At 64.5% G+C, this 21,329-nt stretch carries 18 protein-coding genes; 9 read left to right on the plus strand and 9 right to left on the minus strand.

Annotated features, from left to right (window positions below):
* Positions 1 to 71 precede the first annotated feature (71 nt).
* Together TX80_RS06150 and TX80_RS06155 are read left to right on the plus strand one after the other, a co-directional pair.
* The gene (locus TX80_RS06150) at positions 72 to 842 is read left to right on the plus strand and encodes a YqjF family protein (protein ID WP_049922263.1); all 771 of its coding nucleotides are present in this window, start codon (positions 72 to 74) and stop codon (positions 840 to 842) included.
* A gap of 160 nt (positions 843 to 1,002) precedes the next feature.
* Positions 1,003 to 2,433, plus strand: a complete 1,431-nt coding sequence (locus TX80_RS06155) for a sugar porter family MFS transporter (RefSeq protein WP_049922264.1) — start codon at positions 1,003 to 1,005, stop codon at positions 2,431 to 2,433.
* A gap of 97 nt (positions 2,434 to 2,530) precedes the next feature.
* On the opposite strand, the gene TX80_RS06160 is transcribed toward TX80_RS06155, so the two are convergent.
* Positions 2,531 to 3,523, minus strand: a complete 993-nt coding sequence (locus tag TX80_RS06160; RefSeq protein WP_049922265.1) for an ornithine cyclodeaminase family protein — start codon at positions 3,521 to 3,523, stop codon at positions 2,531 to 2,533.
* Between the two features lie 132 nt (positions 3,524 to 3,655).
* Positions 3,656 to 5,014, minus strand: coding sequence for an ABC transporter substrate-binding protein (locus tag TX80_RS06165; protein WP_195893047.1), 1,359 nt, complete (start codon positions 5,012 to 5,014; stop codon positions 3,656 to 3,658).
* A 271-nt stretch (positions 5,015 to 5,285) separates the two neighbouring features.
* Here TX80_RS06165 and TX80_RS06170 point away from each other — a divergent pair, with 271 nt between their 5' ends.
* Positions 5,286 to 7,736, plus strand: a complete 2,451-nt coding sequence (locus tag TX80_RS06170; RefSeq protein WP_049922267.1) for a methyl-accepting chemotaxis protein — start codon at positions 5,286 to 5,288, stop codon at positions 7,734 to 7,736.
* An 88-nt stretch (positions 7,737 to 7,824) separates the two neighbouring features.
* Here TX80_RS06170 and TX80_RS06175 read toward each other — a convergent pair whose 3' ends face one another.
* Positions 7,825 to 8,661: a VOC family protein gene (locus TX80_RS06175; RefSeq protein WP_081661476.1), complete on the minus strand. Its 837-nt coding sequence runs from the start codon at positions 8,659 to 8,661 to the stop codon at positions 7,825 to 7,827.
* A gap of 30 nt (positions 8,662 to 8,691) precedes the next feature.
* On the minus strand, positions 8,692 to 9,162 hold the full coding sequence (locus TX80_RS06180) for a DoxX family protein (protein WP_081661478.1): 471 nt from the start codon (positions 9,160 to 9,162) through the stop codon (positions 8,692 to 8,694).
* 181 nt (positions 9,163 to 9,343) lie between these two features.
* Between TX80_RS06180 and TX80_RS06185 the strand changes: the two genes are divergently transcribed.
* Complete coding sequence (locus TX80_RS06185; protein WP_049922270.1) at positions 9,344 to 9,700, plus strand: winged helix-turn-helix transcriptional regulator; 357 nt, start codon at positions 9,344 to 9,346, stop codon at positions 9,698 to 9,700.
* Positions 9,701 to 10,106: 406 nt separating this feature from the next.
* Here TX80_RS06185 and thsA read toward each other — a convergent pair whose 3' ends face one another.
* The 4 genes from thsA to TX80_RS06205 form a co-directional block, all read right to left on the minus strand.
* Positions 10,107 to 11,768 carry a thermosome subunit alpha gene (gene thsA, locus TX80_RS06190; protein ID WP_049922271.1) on the minus strand — a complete coding sequence of 554 codons (1,662 nt, stop codon included), beginning with the start codon at positions 11,766 to 11,768 and terminating at the stop codon, positions 10,107 to 10,109.
* 226 nt (positions 11,769 to 11,994) lie between these two features.
* Positions 11,995 to 12,552 carry a KH domain-containing protein gene (locus TX80_RS06195; protein WP_049922272.1) on the minus strand — a complete coding sequence of 186 codons (558 nt, stop codon included), beginning with the start codon at positions 12,550 to 12,552 and terminating at the stop codon, positions 11,995 to 11,997.
* A gap of 103 nt (positions 12,553 to 12,655) precedes the next feature.
* Entirely contained in the window at positions 12,656 to 13,159 is a 504-nt protein-coding gene (locus TX80_RS06200) for a metallophosphoesterase (protein ID WP_049922273.1), read from the minus strand.
* Between the two features lie 24 nt (positions 13,160 to 13,183).
* Positions 13,184 to 14,380: a tryptophan--tRNA ligase gene (locus tag TX80_RS06205; protein WP_049922274.1), complete on the minus strand. Its 1,197-nt coding sequence runs from the start codon at positions 14,378 to 14,380 to the stop codon at positions 13,184 to 13,186.
* Between the two features lie 351 nt (positions 14,381 to 14,731).
* Between TX80_RS06205 and TX80_RS06210 the strand changes: the two genes are divergently transcribed.
* On the plus strand, positions 14,732 to 16,411 hold the full coding sequence (locus tag TX80_RS06210) for a bifunctional metallophosphatase/5'-nucleotidase (protein ID WP_049922275.1): 1,680 nt from the start codon (positions 14,732 to 14,734) through the stop codon (positions 16,409 to 16,411).
* Here TX80_RS06210 and rio1 read toward each other — a convergent pair.
* The gene (gene rio1, locus TX80_RS06215) at positions 16,377 to 17,252 is read right to left on the minus strand and encodes a serine/threonine-protein kinase Rio1 (protein WP_049922276.1); all 876 of its coding nucleotides are present in this window, start codon (positions 17,250 to 17,252) and stop codon (positions 16,377 to 16,379) included. The two genes, TX80_RS06210 and rio1, sit on opposite strands and share 35 nt — an antisense overlap.
* A 130-nt stretch (positions 17,253 to 17,382) precedes the next feature.
* Here rio1 and arcD point away from each other — a divergent pair, with 130 nt between their 5' ends.
* The 4 genes from arcD (at position 17,383) to TX80_RS06235 (ending at position 21,274) form a co-directional block, all read left to right on the plus strand.
* Positions 17,383 to 18,849, plus strand: a complete 1,467-nt coding sequence (gene arcD, locus TX80_RS06220; protein ID WP_049922277.1) for an arginine/ornithine antiporter ArcD — start codon at positions 17,383 to 17,385, stop codon at positions 18,847 to 18,849.
* Positions 18,850 to 19,019: 170 nt separating this feature from the next.
* Positions 19,020 to 19,400, plus strand: coding sequence for a 2Fe-2S iron-sulfur cluster-binding protein (locus TX80_RS06225; protein WP_049923169.1), 381 nt, complete (start codon positions 19,020 to 19,022; stop codon positions 19,398 to 19,400).
* Between the two features lie 44 nt (positions 19,401 to 19,444).
* Entirely contained in the window at positions 19,445 to 20,863 is a 1,419-nt protein-coding gene (locus tag TX80_RS06230; RefSeq protein ID WP_049922278.1) for a selenium-binding protein SBP56-related protein, read from the plus strand.
* Between the two features lie 57 nt (positions 20,864 to 20,920).
* The gene (locus tag TX80_RS06235; protein WP_049922279.1) at positions 20,921 to 21,274 is read left to right on the plus strand and encodes a 2Fe-2S iron-sulfur cluster-binding protein; all 354 of its coding nucleotides are present in this window, start codon (positions 20,921 to 20,923) and stop codon (positions 21,272 to 21,274) included.
* Positions 21,275 to 21,329: the final 55 nt, after the last annotated feature.

Genomic DNA, 21,329 nt, shown 5'->3' on the forward strand with positions numbered 1-21,329 from the left:
TGACAGACAGCTATCTAGTTTATACGCCTTCCGGTCGTACGCCGTGATAGCGGTTTGGGCTGTTGCTCGAGATGACAGAACAACGTACGGATCCGTTTCGATGGCGGCTTTCGGGAAGGACATCGCCGAGTGCTCCCCACGTCGTGTCGATGACGTGGCGTCACGGGCTGTTCGTCCACTGGCCGGTCGACCCGGAGGCGCTTCGGACGCAGCTTCCCGATCAGGTGACACTCGAGACGCGGGACGGACAGGCCTGGCTCAGCGTGCTTCCGTTCGTGCTCACGGACGTCGGGATTCGGCGGACGCCGTCGCCGTTCAGGACGGCCTTTGCCGAACTCAACGTCCGGACGTACGTCCGGTACCGGGGCGATCCCGGGCTGTTTTTCTTCAGCATCGACATCGGAAGTTCGCTCGTCGCGACCCTCGTCGATCTGGTGACTCGGTTGCCCGTTTCCCGGGCACGGATGCGGGTCAGCGGCAGCGACGAGGGGATCGTCTTTTCGAGTACACGGCTGGACGATGCGTCTCGAACCGCGTCGGCGGACAGGGTTCCGGCACAGTTTGCCGCCACCTACCGCCCCGATGGGCCGGTCTTTACCCCGGAGCCGGAGACGCTCGCTTACTGGCTCGTCGAACGCCGCCGGTTTTACGCGCCGGCAAACGGGGGCGTTCTGGCCGGCGAAATCGCCCACGAGCCGTGGCCGCTCCAGCCGGCGACGGTGACGATTCACGAGAACACGCTGTTTGCCGCCAACGACTTGCCGACGCCGGCGGCGGATCCGGTCGTTCACTTCTGTGATGAACTGTCGATGACCGGTTCGATCCTTCGTCGGCTTTCGTAGGTGGCTCTCGAGTATCCCGTCCACTCACCGGTTTGCGGCTGCTTGATCCGGCTTCCGGAGCGAGTACACTTCGATCGAACGCGCCGAACGTCGGAGCCGCGAATCAATCGTTACTTGGTAAATTATAAATAATGTACCGAGTAAATTTTCTAACCGGATAATGGTTAGGAATGCTGCCACTCGGCGCAACTCGTTCGTCTACGTGGTTGCTGCGCTCGCCGCGCTCAACGGGCTCCTGTTCGGGTTCGACACCGGCGTCATCTCCGGTGCGATGCTGTACATCCGACGGACGTTCGATATGGCGACGATACTCGGCTACTCGGTCGATCCGGCGTACGTCGAGGGTGTGATCGTAAGCGGCGCGATGATCGGTGCGATGATCGGCGCGGCGATCGGCGGTCGGGTCGCGGACCGACTCGGACGACGACGGCTCATCCTCGTCGGAGCCGTCATCTTCTTCGTCGGGTCGCTCATCATGGCGATCGCTCCGACCACCGAGATCCTGATCGTCGGACGGATCGTCGACGGCATCGGAGTCGGTTTTGCCTCGGTCGTCGGACCGCTGTACATCTCCGAGATCGCACCGCCGAAGATCCGCGGCTCGCTGGTCTCGCTGAATCAACTGACGATCACCAGCGGCATTCTCATCGCGTACCTCGTCAACTACGCGTTTTCGGCCAACGGAGAGTGGCGCTGGATGCTCGGACTCGGCATGGTTCCCGCCGCCGTCCTCTTCGTTGGCATGCTCTTCATGCCCGAAAGCCCCCGCTGGCTCTACGAACAGGGCCGCGAAAGCGACGCCCGCGAGGTGCTGTCCAAGACCCGCGTCGAGAGCCAGGTCGAGGACGAACTCCGCGAAATCAAAGAGACGATCCGCACTGAAACCGGCACCCTTCGTGACCTGTTCCAGCCGTGGGTGCGTCCGATGCTGGTCGTCGGGATCGGCCTGGCGGTCTTCCAGCAGGTGACCGGCATCAACACGGTCATGTACTACGCGCCGACGATCCTCGAGGCGACCGCCTTCAACGACATCGCATCGATCCTCGCGACCGTCGGAATCGGTGCGGTCAACGTCGCGATGACCGTCGTCGCCGTCCTGCTGATCGACCGCACCGGCCGTCGCCCGCTGTTGCTCGCGGGACTGGGAGGGATGACCGTCATGCTGGCGATCCTCGGGATCGTGTTCTATCTGCCCGGCCTCTCCGGTGCCCTCGGCTGGATCGCGGCCGGGTGCCTGATGCTGTACGTGGCCTGTTTCGCGATCGGCCTCGGCCCGGTATTCTGGCTGATGATCTCCGAAATCTACCCGATGGAAGTGCGGGGGACGGCGATGGGTGTCGTCACGGTCCTCAACTGGGCCGGTAACCTGATCGTCTCGCTGACCTTCCTCGGGTTAGTCGACGCGATCGGCCAGTCGGGAACGTTCTGGCTGTACGGCCTGTTTTCCCTGTTCGCGCTCGTGTTTTGCTACCAGCTCGTCCCCGAGACGAAGGGACGCTCGCTCGAGGAGATCGAAGCCGACCTCCGCGAGACGGCGATCGGTCGCGGTGTCGACGACGATCAGGCCGGTCCCGCGAAGACGGACGACTAACGATTGCGGGTCGTCCGCGATCCACGACAGGGGATCGCGTGACTGTTTTCGCGGTCGGGTCGCCGTCAGTCGAAGTCGACCCCTTCGGACGCCGACGTTACTGAGCGGCGTCGATCATGCCGAACTCGTAGCCGACGTCGGTCTCGAGAGCGATCTCGTAGACGACGTGGGCCGCGGCGACGTCCTGAATGGCGAGTCCGGTCGAGTCGAAGACGGTGACGCCGGTGTCGTCGGTGCGGCCGTCCGTCACGCCGGCGACGATCTCGCCGAGTTCGGCGTCGATGTCCGCGTCGGTCAGCGTTCCCTCGCCGTAGGGGACGTTGATCTCGCCCGAGTGGGTACACTGCTTGTGGTCGTCGATGACGATCATCGCCTCAAGCAGGAGGTCGTCGCTGAGCTCGTGTTTCCCTTCCGCGTCGGCACCCATCGCGTTGATGTGGGTCTGCTCGCCGACGTCTTCGGGGGTGACGATCGGCTCCTCGACGGGGGTGACCGTCGAGAGCACGTCACAGTGGCCGGCCTCGGAGATCGATCCGGCACGGACGTCGAACTCGTCGCCGAAGGCGTCGATGAACCGCTGGACGCGGTCCTCGTCCTTGTCCGCGACGACGACTTCCTCGATCGGCCGGATCGCGCTGATTGCCTCGAGTTGCGTATAGGACTGGACGCCGGCCCCGACGATGCCGAGGCTCGAAGCGTCCTCGACGGCGAGGTAGTCGGTGGCGACGGCGGCCGCCGCACCGGTCCGTTTCATCGTCAGCGTCGTCCCGTCCATGATCGCAAGCGGGAAGCCGGTCTCGGGGTCGGAGTAGATCATCGTCCCGAGGACCGTCGGCAGGTCGTGATCGGCGGGGTTGTCGGGGTGAACGTTGACCCACTTCAGCCCCGCGGCGTCCCACTCGTCGGTCTCGAGATAGGCGGGCATCGACCGGAAGTCGCCGTTGTACTGTGGCAGGTCGATGTAGGATTTGGCCGGCATCTGTGCGTCACCGCGTTCGTAGGCACCGAAGGCCTGCTCGATCGCACGGACGATGTCTGCCATCTGTGCGGCCTCGTCGACCTCGTCGCTCTCCAGAAGAAGCGTTTTCATGTCCGTGAATATTGGGGTGCACTATTTATAAATTCCGAGAAACCGATCGCCCGTTTTCCAGCGCGGAACCGGTCTAACGGGCGGGCTGGTGACGACCGCGGTGCCGACTCGATCCGAGCGTCCAGCGGCCGCTTACAGCGCTTCGTCGACGTAGGTGGTCAGGAGGTCGTCGACACGTTCCTTTCCGTCCGCCATCGCTTCTTCGACCGGCGTGCCGTCCTCGATCGCCGTCCAGATGCCTTCGATTTCGGTGCGAACCTGCGGGAACGGGCCGATCGTCGCACCCTGCGTCGCCGTCGTCGATTCGGAGTCGGCGAGCTGATCGAAGACGACGCCGTAATCGGGGTTCGCGTCGAACCACCCTTCCTGCTCGAGTTCGTCGATGGTTGTCTCGCGAACGGGGAAGTAACCGGTTTCGCGGTGCCAGGTACGCTGCTGGACGGGGTCGGTGAGCCACGTCAGGTAATCGGCCGCGGCCGACGTTTTCGCGTCGTCGATCGCCTCGGGTACCCACAGGGACGCGCCGCCGATGACGAGTCCGGTCTGGTCGCCGCCCGGTGCCGGAAGGTACGCCGCATCGGCCTCGAAGCCCCCTTCGTTGGCCGCTCGATTGAGCAACGTTTTGATGCTGGCCGTCGAGTAGATGAGGATGCCCGCCGTGCCGTTCGCGAAGGCGTTTTCCGAGTCGAACCAGCCGTCGCCGACGTGAAAGACCCCGCGGTCCTCGAGATCGGCCCACCACTCGTAGATCTCCCGTGCGGCCTCGGACGTGAGATTACTCTCGGTCGGGGGGTCCGCACGGCCGTTTTCGTTGTTCACGAGTTCGGCGTTTTGGGTTGCAAACCACTGCTCGATGAACCAGGAAATGTTCGGGCACGTGATCCCGTTGTCGACCGCTCCGGCCTCGACCATCGCTTCCGCAGCCGCTGTTACCCCCTCGAACGAGCGCGGCGGATCGTCCGGATCGAGGCCCGCCGCTTCGAAGGCGTCCCGATTGATCATCATGAACGCGTGAGAGGGGTTGAACGGCATCGAGTGCAGCGTTCCGTCGACCCGGTAGTAATCGAGTATCGGGTCGATGAAGTCGTCCTCCGGGAGGTCCGGAACGACATCCGCCATCCGCGCGAACTTGCCGCTGTCGATGGCCTGCCTCGTGCCGATCTCGGCGAACATCGAGACTGCCGGCGGTTCCCCCTCGGTGACGGCCCCCATCGTCTCTTCGAACACCTCGTCGTAACTGTCGTACTCCACGAGACGAGCCGTGACGTTTTCGTGGCTCCGGTTGAACTTCACGGTCAGGTCCGCGAAGGTTTCCTCGAGTCCGCCGGTCAATCCGTGCCAGACTTCGATTTCGGTCTCTTCGTCCCCGAGAAGGTCCGTCGGGAGTGATCCGAGACAGCCGGCGGTCGATCCGACCGCAGCCACACTGCTACCCGCAGCTACCTGTTTGAGAAACGTTCTTCTTTTCCCCCGCATACTGTCATCTCCCATGACATGACCCATCGCAGACAATGTATTAAGCTATTTTGGGACTCAACCGCCGATATTCGAATTCCTATACTATTCGAATAAATACTATGGTATTTATGAAATATAATTGACTGGTTCTTATATCTCATTTCTAACCGGATTTATCTCCATATACTTCGACAGGAAAAACAATATTTTCTATTCATATACTAACAACACTGAAAATGAAACAATATTCTTATTAATAGGTCTTGGTAGTAACACTTTACTTACTTCATTACAGTTCGAGCATATGGGGCTTTTGAGCCGGCTCACTCCGGACTTTATCCGGAAAAGTTACGCGGTGAAGTTCGGGATTGCCTTTCTTATCCTCGGATTATCGATCGGACTTATCGGAACGATCGGGACCGGGCAAGTAACGAACGAAGTCGAAGAGATCGTCAACGGCGAGATACAGTCGACGGCCGAACAGGAGGCGAGCAACCTCGAGAACTGGGACGAGGAAAACCGCGGAACGATACAGGTACTCGCGGAGACGCCGGTGGTGCAATCGGGGGAGACGGAGGCGATCGACGACTATCTTGACGTCAACCAACTTCCGGAACAGGCGTTCCAGATCGACTACGTCGACACCGATTCCGGCGAGGTGTTGGCGTCGTCACCGCGCGATATCGAGTCGGTTTCCGAGTACGGGTTCCCTGCGGAGGATCGGCTTGCGGACCGGGAGCGGTTCGTGACGACGGAGTACACCTACGAAACCGACGCCCTGAGCCAGCCCGTAATCTCGTACGTGGAACCGGTCGACGGCGGTGACGATCGGGCACTCGTCTACACGGTCCGACTCAACGAGTACACGAGCGAGTTCGGGAGCTATGCAACCGCCGAGAACGTCGTTACGCTGGTCGTCAACGAGGACGAGCAGGTGATTTTCACCGACGAAAGCGACGCCGAGCTGTTCGCGGAGTACGACGACGCAAACGGCGTCGTCGCGGACGCTTTCAGTCTCGATGCCGGAATGGAACGGTCCGGATCGGCGACACACGCCACGCCGCCGTCGACGATCGTCGACGACGAGAACTACGGGTTCCCGAACGAGGAGTACGTCGTCGGATACGAGAAGATGGAACTCGGTGACCGTGAGTGGGTTATGCTCGTGCACACGCCCACCGACGACGCGTACGGGTTCGTCGCGACCGTCGGCCGGTTCGGGACCCTCGCGACGCTGATCGGCGTGTTGGTAATCGGCGTCGTCGGCGTCGTCCTCGGACGGAACACGGCGACGGCGATCGATCGCCTGACGACAAAGGCCGGACGGATGGAGGACGGCGATCTGGACGTCTCCTTCGAGACCGACCGGATCGACAACATCGGCCGCCTGTACACGGCGTTCGACTCGATGCAGACGGCCCTGCGCGAGCAGATCGACGAAGCCGAATCCGCCCGCGAAAACGCCGAACGGGCACGCAAGCGCGCCGAAAAGCTCAACAACCACCTCGAGCGGAAAGCCGACGAGTACAGCGGGGTCATGCAGGCCGCCGGGGACGGTGACTTTACCGTCCGGATGGATCCGGAGAGCGAAAACGAGGCGATGACCGCTATCGCCCGCGATTTCAACGAGATGATCGCCGCCATCGAGCGGACGACCGAGGAGGTCAAGGCGTTCGCACAGGAGGTCGCGACGGCCTCCGAACAGGTGACCGCCTCGAGCGAGGAGGTCCGGTCGGCCAGCGAACAGGTCTCCGAATCGGTCCAGCAGATTTCCGTCGGTGCACAGCGACAGAACGAGAGCCTCCAGTCGGCCTCGCAGGAGATGAACGCGCTCTCGACGACGACCGAAGAGATCGCGGCCTCCTCGAACGAGGTCGCAGACCTCGCCGAACGAACCGCCGAAACCGGTTCGAAGGGACGCGACGCCGCACAGGAGGCCATCGACGGCATGGAGACCGTCCTCGAGGAGTCGGACTCGGCGCTCGAAGAGATCGAAGCGCTCCACGAGGAGATGCAGGAGATCGACGAACTCACCTCGTTCATCTCCGAAATCGCCGAGCAGACGAACATGATCGCGCTGAACGCCAACATCGAGGCCTCTCGGTCCCACGATAGTTCCGCGAACGAGGGCTTTGGCGTCGTCGCGACCGAGGTCAAGGAGCTTTCCGAGGAGACGAAGGAAGCCGCCGACGCTATCGAGGAGATCGTCGAGGAAATTCAGGAGCAGACACGGACTGCCGTCACGCAGGTCAGAGGCACGACCCAGCAGGTCGAAGACCAGACCGTTCGCGTCGAGCAGGCCGTGGATGCGCTCACCCGGATCGCCGACTACGCACAGGAGACCAACACCGGCATTCAGGAGATCTCCGCGGCGACCCAGCAGCAGGCGGCCACGACGCAGGAAGTCGTTACCATCGTCGACGAGGCGGCGACGATTTCGGAAGAGACGACCAGCGAGGCCGAAAGCGTCGCCGCAGCGGCGGAGGAACAGACCTCCGCGCTGAGCGAGGTCACCGGCGCGGCCCAACAGCTGACCGATCAGTCGACGCGCCTGCTCGATATCCTCGACGAGTTCGAAACCGAAGCGACCACGGGCTCGGAACCCAGTGCGCTCGAGGGTGAATCCACCGACACCGCCGATCTCGTGGACGACGCGGAATCGCTCGCGGAGGCTACTGAACCCGAGGACGATACGGACCCGCTCGCGGACGACACAGCACCCGAAGACGACGCAACGACGCGTAATCAGGACTGACCGACGGCTGACGGCGGCCGTCGGGATCGCCAACGCTGTTTTCAAGCGGATTGTGGGAGAAAATCGCACGAAAACTGTTTCCGAGGCGTTATCCGAGGCGGAACCGGACCTCGATCCCGTCTGCAGCCGTGACTGCAATACCCGAATCCGTCTCGGTTACTGTAACCTGACTGGCAGCGAGTCGCTCGCGAAGTGCGTCGAGTGTCTGCGTGTCGGGAAGGATCACTTCGAACCAGGACAGCCCGCGACCGCTGACTGGCGCTGTTCGCTGGTGCCACGTGTTCGCCCCGATGTGATGGTGATACCCGCCGGCAGACACGAAGAACGCCCGTGGAGTGGTTGTTTGGACCTCGAACCCGAGGGTCTCAACGTAGCAGTCTCTGAACGTCTCAAGCGAGGAGACTTCGAGATGGACGTGTCCGATGTCCGTTCCCGGCGGTGCTCGGGTACTCCCGCCGGCAGCGGCATCGATACGCTCGAGATCGAGCGGCTCGGTACTGATCCGTACCCTGCCATCGTCGTCGACCGGCCACTCGTCGCGCGGGAAATCGCGGTAGATCTCGACGCCGTTTCCCTCCGGATCCGTGAGATAGAGGGCCTCACTGACCGCGTGGTCGGAGGCCCCATCGAGTTGCCACTCGTTCCGGATCCGCCTCAGCGCGTCGCCAAGTGCCTCACGCGAGGGGACTCGGAACGCGTTGTGGTAGAGTCCCGTGCTCGACCCACGCCGCGGAGATGCATCCGCGCCCCCCTCGAGGACGAGGAGCGGCGTTTCATCGACGCCGAGAACCGCGGTGGTGTCGGAGCGGCGTTGCACACCGAGACCGACGATGTCCCGATAGAACTCCGTCACCTCCTCGAGGTCCGAAACCCGAAGTGCTGTCCGACCGATACGTGTTCCCTGTGGGAGGGCGTCCGGATCCATTTGTGTCATACTAGTACTGTGGGGTATCGGTCAGTGTCCCTCGACCGTGGAGCCAGCCGTCCGGCCCTCGGTGTCGAAAAGCGCACGGTCGACCGAGAGCGCTCCCGGCCCACTCGCGACGAGCGCGAGCGCGATCAGGCTTAGCGTGAGCGTCAATTCGATCCCGTTACTCGAGGTCGGATACCCGTTGGGGAGGTGGACCAATACTGTCGCGACGAGCATGTCGATGGCGATCACTGCCCCCGTGATTCGGACAGCCAGACCGATCAGCAACGCGATCCCGCCGACGAGTTCGACGAGCCCGACACCCCATGCAGCGATCGTCGGCAGTGGAACGCCGACGCTCGCCAGAAAGCCCGCAAAGCCCGAGATTCCCATCGATTTCGGCCCGACCGCGAAGACTTTGCCGACGCCGGAGACGAACATCGGGATTCCAAGCGCTAGTCGAACGAGTACCGGACTCCACTGCCCAGCCGTTTCGGGGAGTAGCTGACGTGACATCGTCCGTGCGATTACCCTTCCAACTCCGGCTTGCTGGCGGTCGTCTGTCCGTTCTGCTCGTCCGGTTTTCCGTTGTCGGTTGCGCCGGTCACGGCTACCGTTGCGGATTGTGGTTTCATTGTATTACCTGATTTGTTGCCAAACCCGCATATAGGTCAGGCAACAATAGTGTTACCAGGTAATGACGACCCAACCACCGGCGGACGACACTGTCGGCGACACCGCGGCCGAACGACAAACTGCGGATATCTGCAACGTCGTGGGGGCGATCGGGGAGATCGGTTCGAAGTGGAAACTCATCGTCCTCCACGACCTGCGAGGCAGCGAAAAGCGGTTCAACGAACTCAAGCGATCCACGGGTGCGAGTTCGTATACCCTCTCGCGTGTCTTCGATGACCTGGAGGAGCACGGACTCGTCGAGAACCGAACGGAACTCGAGTCGCCGGTCGCAAGCTACTACGCTCTGACCGAGAAGGGAAGTGCACTCCGTCCCGTCTTCGAGGCCGTAGACGAGTGGGGTGAAAACTGGCTCGACTAGGCGATCGAGCCGTTTCGACTGCCGGTGCGGTATCGCCGGCGACAGCGCGCTTTGCTGTCGCGACGAGGCGGTCCGTGATCCACAGATTCCGCTGGTGGTTCGGATGCCGGAGTGAGCCGTTCCCCTCGTCTCCGTCCGACCGCACTCTTTTCGACGGTCGGACGCAAGCAACGCTATCGGCTACGGCTGGTGTCGTGGCGTTCGCCTCGAAGCGTCGGGAAAACGGAGATGGGAGCTACGACGAAACGGCGTATCGAAGATGGGCCGACTCGAGTGCCCGAACCGCATGCTCTCGAATCGACGGCGTCGAGCGCCGGTGTCGTCCGGATCTCACCGGCGTGGTCGAACGGCGCACAACGACGGCACGTTCAAGCGGCGGGAGCGAGGTGGTTCGTGTCGCTCTCGCTTACATCATGCCGCCCATGCCGCCGCCCATACCGCCCATGCCGCCCATGCCGCCGGCACCGCCGGCGGGCATGTCTTCCTCGTCGTCGTCGTCGGAGACGGCGAGGTCGCCGGCGGCGATGACGTCGTCGATGCGCAGCAGCATGACGGCGGCTTCGGTGGCGGACTCGATGGCCTGGGTCTTCACGCGCAGCGGCTCGTAGACGCCTTCCTCGGCCATGTCGATGGTGTCGCCGGTGAAGGCGTCCAGTCCGGCGGCGGTGTCGCCGCCGTCGTGGTCGGCGCGGAGTTCGACCAGCGAGTCGATGGGGTCCAGCCCTGCGTTCTCGGCCAGCGTGCGCGGGATGACCTCGAGTGCGTCGGCGAAGGCCTCGACGGCGAGCTGTTCGCGGCCGCCGACGGAGTCGGCGTAGTCACGCAGCGCGAGCGAGAGGTTGACTTCGGGCGCGCCGCCGCCGGCGAGCACCTTGCCGTCCTCGATGGTCGTCCGGACCACGCCGAGCGAGTCCTCGATGGCGCGGTCGACCTCGTCGATGACGTGCTCGGTGCCACCGCGGAGGATCAGGGTGACGGCCTTTGCGTCCTCGACGTCCTCGACGAAGATGCGCTGGTCGCCGGCGATCTCCTTCTGGGCGACGCTGCCGGCGAAGCCGAGGTGGTCCTCGGTGAGGTCGTCGACCGTCGAGACGGGCCGGGCACCGGTCGCGCGGGCAAGCTGGGTCTGGTCGCTGGATTTGACCCGGCGGACGGCGATGATGCCCTCCTGAGCGAGGTAGTGCTGGGCCATGTCGTCGATGCCGCCGTCGACGAAGACGACGTCGGCACCGGCGTCGGCGATCGTCTCGGCCATCTCCTTGAGCTGCTGTTCCTCCTGTTCGAGGAACTGCTCGAGCTGTTCGGGGTCGGTGACGTTGACCTCGGCGTCGATCTCTGTCTCTTTGATCTCGAGATCGCCGTCGATGATCGCCACGTTGGCGTCCTCGGCGAAGTACGGCATGTTCTCGGAGACACGCTCCTTGTCGACGATGACGCCCTCGACGAGCTCGGAGTTCTCGATGGAGCCGCCGACGACCTTCTCGACTTTGATGTTGTCCGTGTCGACGCCGTCGTCGTCGGCGACGGACTGGACGGCATCGACGACGAGTCCCGCGAGCAGGTCGCGTGCGCTTTCGGCACCCTTGCCGGTCATCGCCGTCGCGGCGATCTGTTCGAGGATGTCGGTGTCGTCCTCGTCGACGTCGATGGCGATCTCCTCGAGGGCCTCGGTGGCCTCCTCGGCGGCCTGTCGGTACCCCTGTGCGAGGGTGGTCGCGTGAATGTCCTGCTCGAGGAGGTCCTCGGCCTGACTGAGCAGTTCGCCGGCGACGACGACGGCGCTCGTGGTCCCGTCACCGACCTCGTCCTCCTGTGTCTCGGCGACTTCGACGATCATGTCGGCCGCCGGGTGATCGATGTCCATCTCCGAGAGGAGGGTGACGCCGTCGTTCGTGACGACGACGTTGCCCGTCGAGTCGACGAGCATCTTGTCCATCCCCTTCGGACCGAGCGTGGTCCGTACGGACTCGGCGACGGCCTTCCCGGCCTGAACGTTCATCGATTGTGCGTCTTTGCCGGAGGTCCGCTGGCTGTCCTCCGAGAGGACGATGAGGGGCTGGTTGCCCATCTGCTGTTGTGCCATGGTCACTCGATGGATTGATTGCTATTCTATATAAAACTTTCGAGGATCTGCAAACCAACTCCCCCTACGGGGGCGTTGTACGGCGGTTCCGTCGCGGACGCGTTCCAACTATTTATATCCAACTCGAGTTCGAAGTCGATGAGAATCGATCGCGGCTGGGGATGTCCGCGGGAATCGGCGGGCGAGCGGCGAGTCGGCTCCGACCGTCGGATCAGGACTGGCCGCCGGGGAACCGGTGGTACTCCAGCCCCTGATGTTTCATCTCGTTGTGTTTCTCCTCGAGGAACGAGTAGACGGCACCGTGTGGCGCGCCGTCGAGGAGCATTTCGGCGGCGCTGCGGACGGCATCGACTTCCTGGGGTGCGCCGATGATCCCGAGCGTCGACCCGTAGATGACGACGTCGGCACCGGTTAGCTCTTCCATGAGTTCGCGGGTCCGGCCGCCTTCACCGATGAGCCGACCCTTCTTCCGTTTCATGTCGTTTTTGTTGCGCGAGGCGGCGTCGATGTCGACGACGTCGAACAGCATCATGTCGTCCTCGAGCAGTCGAAGCGCCTCGTCGGGCGAAAAGCCACGGCCGATCGCGCGGACGATCTCGGGACCTTTGAGGCCGCGAACGGGATCGCCGACGGTTTCGACCGCCACGGAGCCGTTCTCCGAGTCGATGTCGAGTCGCACCTCGGCTTCCGCCTCGATCTCGCGCATCGTCTCGCCGCCCTCGCCGATGAGAACGCCGATGCGGTCCTGCGGAATCTTCACGTGCTGCATACGCACTCACTATTCACTCGGTGAGGTTAAGGGCTTGGTCCGGCCGACGGCCGTCCGCTCGGGCGACGGATCCGCTTGCTTCGGCCCTTCGAGCGGTCCCGGCCTACTCGAGCACCGAGCGAAACCGCACCGATTCCGAGAGCGTCTCGACGATCGCGACCGTTCGGTGATCGTCGGGCGTCGGCGGGTAGTGTGCACCGGGGTTGAGTACCGTCGTCCGTCCTTCCTCGGCGAGTTCGCGTTCGTGGTGGTGCCCGTAACAGACGAAATCGTACGTCTCGGCGGCCGCCAGCGACTCGATTTCGGCCTTCGACTCGCCGTGGAGTACCGCGACCGAAAGCCCGTCGAACTCGAGGTCGGCGAAGCGACCGTGGAGCGTACTTTCGCCGCCGAGCGCGTCGAACGCCGACTCGAGGCCGGCGATCTCGCCGTCGTTGTTCCCGAGGACGCCGTGGACCTCGAACCCCCCGAAAGCGGACACCGTCGGCGGAGCGACGACGTCACCGCAGTGGACGACGACCTCGACGCCCTCCGCTTCGAAGATCTCGGCCGCCCGTTCGGCCGCCGCAACGTTGTCGTGGGTGTCGGCGATGATCCCGATGTGCATATCGAGTCGGGTGCGGGCGAGTCACTACTGCGTTCGGGGACGCGTCGTCGGCCCCGGGGGGACGCCGGCCCGCTCGAGCGCGGACCGGCGCTCGCCGTCGGTGAGGCGGTAGGGTTCGAGTTCGGTCCCGAGATCGCCGAGGGAAGCGCGGCGGCGCTGGTGGCCCTCGAGAAACGCGGTGATTCGATCGATCGCGATCTCTTTCAACTCCCCGCTGAGCAGGTCCCCCGAACGGTACCGCTGGGCGATTCGCTCGAGGGTCGCGTCGTCGGGTTCGAAGAACACGCGCAGATACTGGAAGGGGACGTCGACGGTCGGATCACCGCCTCGGTCGCGGTGTTCCGCGAGGGTCGCCCGACCGCCGGTGTAGGCGTGGGTCCGGATCGTCTCGGCGACCGTCTCGGGGTCGGCAATGAGTTCGATCGACGGCGCGTCGTCGGACGAACTCATCTTGCCCGGCCCCTCGAGGCTCGGGAGGAAGCGTCCGAGCAGGGCACCCGGTTTTTCGACCGGAAGCGCGTCCTTCGCGGCGATGTCACGACAGACCCGAACGTGTGGGTCCTGATCGACGGCGATCGGGACGAGGGTCGGCCGGCGGCCCGCAACCAGTTGCGGCAGGAGCAGGTGGGCCGCCTGCACGGCCGGATAGAACTGCAGCCCGACGGTCTCCTGCTCGCCGTAGACGGCCTCGACGGTGGCGGGTGTGAGATGCTTGGCGAGGCGAACCGCGATCGGATAGATCACGTCCGCGTCGGCGGTATCGACGACGATCCGCGTCCGCTCGGGATCGAAGCCGACCGCGAGTACGTCCCTGAGGTTCTCGCGGGTGTGTTCGCCGATCGATTCGAAGGACTGGGCTTTCGCGAGGAACTTCTCGTCGTCCGAGAGCGGTACGTAGACCGTCGCCCCCGTCGCCTCCTGAAACCGTTTCGCGAGGTAGAACGGCAGCACGTGCCCGAGATGCATCGGGCCGGACGGACCTCTCCCGGTGACGATCGCGTGCGGATCGCCGGCGTCGGCGGCCGCGAGATACCGGTCGACGTCCCGGCCCGCGTAGAACGTCCGCCGGCGGACCAGCGGGTGATCGGGGAAGCGAGCGACTTGCTCGTCGGTGAGCGGATCGGCTCCGAAGCGCTCGCACAGCTTTTCGTAGTCGATCTCTCCCCTAACGTCGTAGGGAGTGACTGTACTATCGGTGGTCAGATCGTCAGCTGTCGTCATTCGTCTCGGGTATCGACTGCAGCGGCTGGCACGCGGTTCGAGCGCGAGAACGAGCGCAGGGAGCCGCTGCCGCCGCAGCCGCCGGGTTAGGCCGCGTCGCCCGCAACGGCGGGACTGTCCGCTCTCGAGGGGGTGGGCCAGCGCCACTCGAGACCGGACGCCATTACGACGGCGTTCGACCGCGAGGCAGTTGAGACTTTCGTTCGGCCGAGCAGCGATCGGAACGAGCTGGTTTCCGATGTATTGTGAACGTCTGTCTGTGTCGCTGCTCGTACCGGTCCGTTTCAGTATTTTCGTCCAATTATATGTATTCCAGTAGTCATATTAATACGCCGAGCGAGATCGCCGTGTATGCCATCGGACACGGCCGGCGAAATCGACAGGCGGCGACTCCTGTACGGCGTCGGTGCGGCGGGCACAGTCACACTGGCGGGATGTGCGTTCGACGACGCGGCGGACGACGAGGAACCGAGCGCGGGGCGTGATGCGGACGACCCGGGCGAAGCCGGTTCCGCCGAACCGGTAACCGTCCGTCTCCTCCACGACACGCACGTTCACGGTTCGATGGGCGATCCGGACGAACCCCTGAACGTCGCGAACTACTTCGGGTTGATGGACGAGCAGGCAGCGGCCGCGCCCACGGACAACGCGCTCGTCGTCGGCAACGGCGACGACCTGCACACGTCCGTCGAATCGTCCGTTTTCGACGGCGCACACATGGTCTCGCTGTTCAACGCGAGCCCGCTTGCCTACGATACGTTCGGCAACCACGAGTTCGACGACGGACCGGAGAGCCTCCGGGAGAACGTTGCCGACAGCGAGTTCACCTGGGTGAGCGCGAACGTTCGCGACGAACGAACCGGCGAGGTGTTCGCGGCCGCGGAGGGTGCCAAACGGTACGCGCTCGAGGAGATCGATGGCAGACGGTTCGGGATCACCGGACTCGCGCCGGCGGATACCCCCGACGTCACCGCCGTCGGCGAACACGTCGCGGTGCGTGATCCCGAGAGCGCGGCCGCGGATGTCGTCGCCGACCTGCAAGAAGAGGGTGCGGACGTAATCGTCCTGCTATCGCATCTCGCCAGCCCCGTCACCGAGGCGCTGGTCGCGGCCGTCGACGGCATCGACGTCGCCGTCGGCGACCACGCCGCGAAGGTCTACGACGAACCCAAGGAGATCAACGACACCGTCGTCTCGGTCGTCGGCGACGAGTTCGAATACGTCGGCCGGTTGGATCTCACGGTCGGAAGCGACGGCGTCGTCGACTACTCGTTCGAACGGTACGACCTCGAAGCCGAGGTCGAGCGAGGCGCGGTCGAGCCCCACGACGCTGTCCGCGCGCGGTTCGAGGAGTACGAGCGCGACCTCGAGACCGAACTCGACGTGGTGATCGGCGAGACGACGGTGCCGCTCGAGACGCGGATCGAGACGGTCCGCAGCGAGGAGTCGAACGTCGGAAGCTGGCTGACCGACCTCATGCGCGCCGACGTCGATGCCGATATCGCGCTCCAGAACGGCGGCGGCATCCGCAGCGACCGGCGTTACGAGGCCGGCGAGATCACCCGGCGAACGGTCGTCGATATCCTGCCGTTCCCGAACCGCTCCGTGAAACTCGACGTGACCGGCACAACCCTCCGTGCGGCGATCGAGCACGGCGTAAGCGCGGTCGAGGAGCGCCACGGCCGGTTCCCGCAGGTCAGCGGGATGTCGTACGCCTACGATCCGGACGCACCCGCCGGCGACCGTCTCGAGGCGGTCACGGTCGCTGGCGAACCCCTCGCTGACGACGCCACGTACGAACTCGCCACGAACGATTTCGTCGCGGACGGCGGCGACGGATACGGGATGCTCGCGGACGCCGACGTGCTCGCCCCTTCCGACGAGGGAACGCTGCTGTCGGCGCTTGCCATCGAGCGGATCCGGGAGGCCGAGGTCATCGCACCCGAAACGGAGGGGCGCATCGAGGCCGTCCGGGCCGACCGAGCGTCCGGCCGCATCACTCCCGTGACGGGTCCGGGTCCGGACTCGTGACGAACTCGAGCAGTTCGTCTTCGTCGGTCTCGAGCCCCTGCCGGGAGAAGAAACTCGCGACGTTGTGACAGTCCCGTTCGAGGAAATCGCGGCTGTTGGGGTGGTGGACCGTCACGGCCTGCCCGAGGTCGATGAGCACGAGCTGTCCCTCGTCGAAGACGACGTTGTACTCGCTCAGGTCGCCGTGGACGATGCCGGCGGCGTAGAGCCGCCGCATGTACTCGCGCATGACCTCGTAGGCCGTCCGGGGGTTCTCGATGTGTACTTCGCCGAGGCGCTTCGCGCGCCCGTCCTCGTTGCCGATGTACTCCATCACCAGCACGTTGCGTTCGACGGCGATCGGCTCCGGAACCCGTACCCCGGCCCGTCTGGCCCGCCGGAGGTTCGCGAGTTCCTTTTTCGTCCAGGCGAGGACGACGTCTTTCTTCTTGCCACCCAGCCCCTCGAAGCGGGGGTCGCCCTCGAGGTAGTCGCGCATCTGCCGGAAGTTCGAGGCGTTGATCCGGTAGACCTTGACCGCGACCTCCCGGTCGTCGCCCAGCGCGTGGTAGACGTTCGCCTCCTTGCCCGTCGAGAGCGGGCCGCCGAAGGCCTCGACGTGGCCGTCCTGAACGAGCTTATAGAGCGCCGCGAAGGTCGCGTCGTCGAACACGGACTGCTCGACCTTGAACTGGTCGGCGTCCGTGATCCGCTCGCGAAACTGGTTGAACTTCCGGTCGCGCTTGCGGGCGATCCTGTCCGCCTCGGTGTCCGAGACGTCGATCTCTTCCCACTCGTCGCCCGGCGTGTCGGACTCCTCGAGGTCGACGAGTCCGTACTCCGTATCCGTTCCCTGTCCCATCTACCGGATCGTAGGGGTCGGGACGGGTAAAGTACTGGGTCGACTGCGACGGCGATCGGTAGTAAACAACTCTATTCCGAATGGTGGTGTTATTTATACCCCCTATAGAAAGAAATGGTTAACCAATACCATGGTGCTTGAGTTCACACCGAAGACATACGACGAGATCCCTGCGGACAAGCAGCCGTCACTGTTGGAAGCGCTCGTTCCGATTGTTGGGATGCTTCTGTTCCTCTCGGTCGGGATGATCTGGCTCGGGATGGACCCGCAGATCCCGCTGTTGTGGGGGATCGCCTTCGCCGGGCTGTTCGGCCGATACTATTTCGGCTACTCCTGGGAGGACCTCTACGACGGGATCGGTCGCAGCATTCTCACGGGGCTCCAGGCCATCCTCATCCTGTTCGTCATCTACATGCTCATCGCGTCCTGGATCGACTCCGGGACGATCCCGACGCTGATGTACTACGGGTTGGAGTTCCTCTCGCCGCAGATATTCCTCCCGTTCACCGTCGTCCTCTCGGCGATCGTCGCCTTCGCGATCGGATCGTCCTGGACGACGGCCGGGACGCTCGGCGTTGCGATGATCGGGATCGGCTCCGGCCTGGGGATTCCGGAGGCGATGACGGCCGGTGCCGTCCTGTCAGGGGCCTACACCGGCGACAAGAACTCGCCCCTCTCGGATACCACGAACCTCGCCGCCGCGGTCACGAACACGGAGCTGATGGACCACATTCGGGCGATGCGCCCCGGCACCCTGATCGCGTTTACGATCTCGCTGTTCCTGTTCGCCGTTCTAGGACTGAACGCGAGCGGAACGGTTCCCGTCGATCGGATCGCCGAGATCCAGGGCGGACTCTCGAGCAGTTACGTCATCTCGCCGCTGACGTTCCTCCCGCTCGTCCTCACGTTCGCGCTCGCGTTCTACGGCTTCCCGGCGCTGCCGTCGCTCGGGGCCGGCATCTTCGCCGGCGCCGCGATCAGCACCACGGTGCAGGGTGTTGGCTTCGCCGCCGCGTGGAAAACGATCCACGCCGGGACCAGCCCCGAGACGGGCGTCGAACTGACGAACGAACTGCTTTCGAGCGGCGGCCTCGAAGGGTCCGTGTGGGTCGTTTCGATCGTCGTCGCCGCGCTGGCGTTGGGCGGCATCCTTCAGGAAACCGGCGTGCTGGCGGCGTTCGCGTACTACATCGGACGGGCTATCAGTAGCGTTGCGGGCTTGACGGCCGGAACGGCCGTGGGCACCGTCGCGATGAACTTCCTCGCGGCGGAACAGTACATGGCGATCGTCGTCCCCGGAATGACGCTGCAGAACCTCTACGACGAGTACGACCTCGAGAGTCGGAACCTCTCGCGGGCAGTCGAAGCCGCGGGGACGACGACGTCGGCGTTCGTTCCATGGGGGTCGGGCGGCGTCTTCATGGCCTCGGCACTCGGGGTGCCGGTGATCGAGTACGCCCCGTACTACTTCTTCGGGATCATCTCGCCGCTCGTGTTGATCCTGATGGGCGCGACCGGCTGGGGGATCTTCTACAAGGAGGAACCGGAACAGGACGCCCCGGAAGCAACGGCGGCGTCGACGTCCTCCGTGGACTGAGACCGTTCGCCGAACCGCGACCGTCCTTTCGAAGCGACGTGAAACTGTGCCTTCCGCCCCGTTCGCTTCCCGTCCGCTTTCCGTTGCCGCGCGGACTTTTTCCCGTTTCCAGCCGTACCGTGATCCATGACCGAACGGTACGAACGACGGGCATGGTCGGAGGGGCGACGATGACGGAATACGACGTGACCCTCGAATGGCCGGACGGCGGAACCGACGCTATCCCGGTCGACCCGCAGGAGACGGTGCTCGAGGCGGCACAGCGGGCCGGCGTTCGGCTCCCGTACGACTGCCGGAAGGGAACCTGTATCACCTGCGTCGGCCGGCTGCTCGAGATCGAGAACGGGGACACAGACGTCGGCGCGGACGGGACGGACCAGCCCCCCGACCCCGCCGACGCGTTCTCCTATCGGCGGTCGCCGGCGGCGCTGACCGACCGCGAACGGGCGGACGGCTACGTCCTGCTCTGTATCGCATCCCCGCAAACCGACTGCCGTCTCGAGGTCGGGCCGCGGGTCCGGTCGGAAGTCGGCGACAGTCCATGGGCGTAACACCCCGCACAGACTTATCTACGCGTTCGTGGTCGGGACCACCCATGAGTGATGCGAGTGCGGGCGGCGACGCGGGACCGGACCACGAGCAAAGCGATGCGGACTCGGCCCACGAACACCAGCACCACGAGGGACCCGGCTATGCGACGCCGCAGGCTGCGATCGAGGAAAGCGACCGGGAGCGCCTGGCCTACGTGATGAGCCTCTATGTCGGGACGGACGTCGATGCACCCGATTTCGTGGCCGTCGTCGACCTCGATCCCGAGTCGGACACCTACTGCGAGATCGTCGACCGGATCGAGATGCCCGAACGGGGCGACGAACTCCATCATTTCGGGTGGAACGCCTGCTCTTCGTCGTGTCACGTCGAGGGACTCGAGCGACGGCACCTGATCGTCCCCGGCCAGCGTTCCTCGCGGCTCCACGTGATCGACGCGGCGGATCGGCGGAACCCGGAACTCGAGACTGTCATCGAACCCGATGAGGTCTTCGAGCACGACCTCTCGGCCCCACACACGGTCCACTGCGTGCCCGAGGGCAAGATCCTCATCAGCATGCTCGGGGACGCCGACGGCGACCTTCCCGGCGGGTTCCTCGAGTTGAACGACGACTTCGAGATCGAGGGCCGGTGGGAGCCGCCCGGCGAGATCGGGATGAACTACGACTACTGGTACCAGCCCCGACAGAACGTGATGGTCTCGACCGAGTGGGCCGCGCCCAAGACCTACTACCCCGGATTCGATCTCGAGGACGTCGAAGAAGGGCGGTACGGTCACCGGCTTCACTTCTGGGACTGGGAGGACGGCACCGTCGAGCAGACGATCGACCTCGGCGAGGAGGGGCTGATTCCGCTCGAGGTGCGGTTTCTGCACACCCCCGAGTCGACCCACGGGTTCGTCGGGGCCGCGCTGTCGTCGAACGTCTTCCATTTTTGGGACGACGGCGACGAGTACCGCGCCGAGAAGGTCGTCGACTTCGAGGACCGCGAGCACCCCGACTGGGAGATGCCCGTGCCGGCGCTGCCGACGGACATCCTGCTCTCGATGGACGACCGCTACCTGTTCGGCTCGAACTGGCTCCACGGCGAGGTCTGGATGTACGACGTCTCCGATCCCGCGAACCCGCGCCGGGCGGACTCGCTGTCGATCGGCGGTCACTTCGGCGAGATTCAGGAAGTGCAGGGACGGGAACTGGCCGCCGGCCCGCAGATGCTCCAGCTGTCGCTGGACGGCGAACGGCTCTACTGGACGACGTCGCTGTTCTCCTCGTGGGACGAGCAGTTCTACCCCGAGGAGGGCGAACGCGGATCGGTGATGCTGAAAGCCGACGTCGACCCCCGGAACGGCACGCTCGAGCTCGACGAGGAGTTCCTCGTCGACTGGGGCGCGTGTCCGGCGGGACCGGCCCGCGCCCACGAGATCCGCTGGCCCGACGGCGACTGTACGAGCGACGTCTGGCAGTGACCGTCGACGGATGATCGGGCGGGGTATCCGATTTCACGACGTCCCGGTCTCGGAGCGATGACGAGCTACGATCTGACCCTCGAGTGGCCGACCGGCCGCACGCGGACGATCGAAGCCGACGAGGACGAGACGGTGCTCGAGGCGGCCGAACGCGCCGAGCTCGCCCTCCCGTTCGGCTGCCGCACCGGTGCCTGCGGGACCTGTGCCGGGCGGCTGCTCGAGGCCGACGGGTCGGATTCGACGGTCGCCGTCGACGACGCCTTCGCGTACCGCCGCGACCCTCGCGCGCTCAAGACGCGCCACCGGACGGCGGGCTACGTGCTCCTGTGTATCGCCATGCCGCGGACCGACTGCCGACTTGCCGTCGGCTCGCGTGTCCACGCCGAACTGGTCGAGAACCCCTGGAAGTGAGTGTCTCGAGCCGGAAGCGTCCGGATCGGTGGGGATCGAGCGTCTGCGGACGGTA

The organism is Halopiger djelfimassiliensis (assembly GCF_000455365.1).
Classification (GTDB): Archaea; Halobacteriota; Halobacteria; order Halobacteriales; family Natrialbaceae; genus Halopiger_B; species Halopiger_B djelfimassiliensis.

Coding starts and splice junctions, on each gene's coding strand:
- TX80_RS06165 (WP_195893047.1), bottom strand. CDS start 5,014: ATGGGAGATGACAGTATGCGGGGGAAAAGAAGAACGTTTCTCAAACAG.
- TX80_RS06200 (WP_049922273.1), bottom strand. CDS start 13,159: ATGCACATCGGGATCATCGCCGACACCCACGACAACGTTGCGGCGGCC.
- TX80_RS06195 (WP_049922272.1), bottom strand. CDS start 12,552: ATGCAGCACGTGAAGATTCCGCAGGACCGCATCGGCGTTCTCATCGGC.
- rio1 (WP_049922276.1), bottom strand. CDS start 17,252: ATGGGACAGGGAACGGATACGGAGTACGGACTCGTCGACCTCGAGGAG.
- TX80_RS06230 (WP_049922278.1), top strand. CDS start 19,445: ATGAGTGATGCGAGTGCGGGCGGCGACGCGGGACCGGACCACGAGCAA.
- TX80_RS06180 (WP_081661478.1), bottom strand. CDS start 9,162: ATGTCACGTCAGCTACTCCCCGAAACGGCTGGGCAGTGGAGTCCGGTA.
- TX80_RS06170 (WP_049922267.1), top strand. CDS start 5,286: ATGGGGCTTTTGAGCCGGCTCACTCCGGACTTTATCCGGAAAAGTTAC.
- TX80_RS06150 (WP_049922263.1), top strand. CDS start 72: ATGACAGAACAACGTACGGATCCGTTTCGATGGCGGCTTTCGGGAAGG.
- TX80_RS06235 (WP_049922279.1), top strand. CDS start 20,921: ATGACGAGCTACGATCTGACCCTCGAGTGGCCGACCGGCCGCACGCGG.
- TX80_RS06225 (WP_049923169.1), top strand. CDS start 19,020: ATGACGGAATACGACGTGACCCTCGAATGGCCGGACGGCGGAACCGAC.
- TX80_RS06185 (WP_049922270.1), top strand. CDS start 9,344: ATGACGACCCAACCACCGGCGGACGACACTGTCGGCGACACCGCGGCC.
- TX80_RS06175 (WP_081661476.1), bottom strand. CDS start 8,661: ATGGATCCGGACGCCCTCCCACAGGGAACACGTATCGGTCGGACAGCA.
- TX80_RS06155 (WP_049922264.1), top strand. CDS start 1,003: ATGGTTAGGAATGCTGCCACTCGGCGCAACTCGTTCGTCTACGTGGTT.
- arcD (WP_049922277.1), top strand. CDS start 17,383: ATGGTGCTTGAGTTCACACCGAAGACATACGACGAGATCCCTGCGGAC.
- TX80_RS06210 (WP_049922275.1), top strand. CDS start 14,732: ATGCCATCGGACACGGCCGGCGAAATCGACAGGCGGCGACTCCTGTAC.
- TX80_RS06160 (WP_049922265.1), bottom strand. CDS start 3,523: ATGAAAACGCTTCTTCTGGAGAGCGACGAGGTCGACGAGGCCGCACAG.
- TX80_RS06205 (WP_049922274.1), bottom strand. CDS start 14,380: ATGACGACAGCTGACGATCTGACCACCGATAGTACAGTCACTCCCTAC.
- thsA (WP_049922271.1), bottom strand. CDS start 11,768: ATGGGCAACCAGCCCCTCATCGTCCTCTCGGAGGACAGCCAGCGGACC.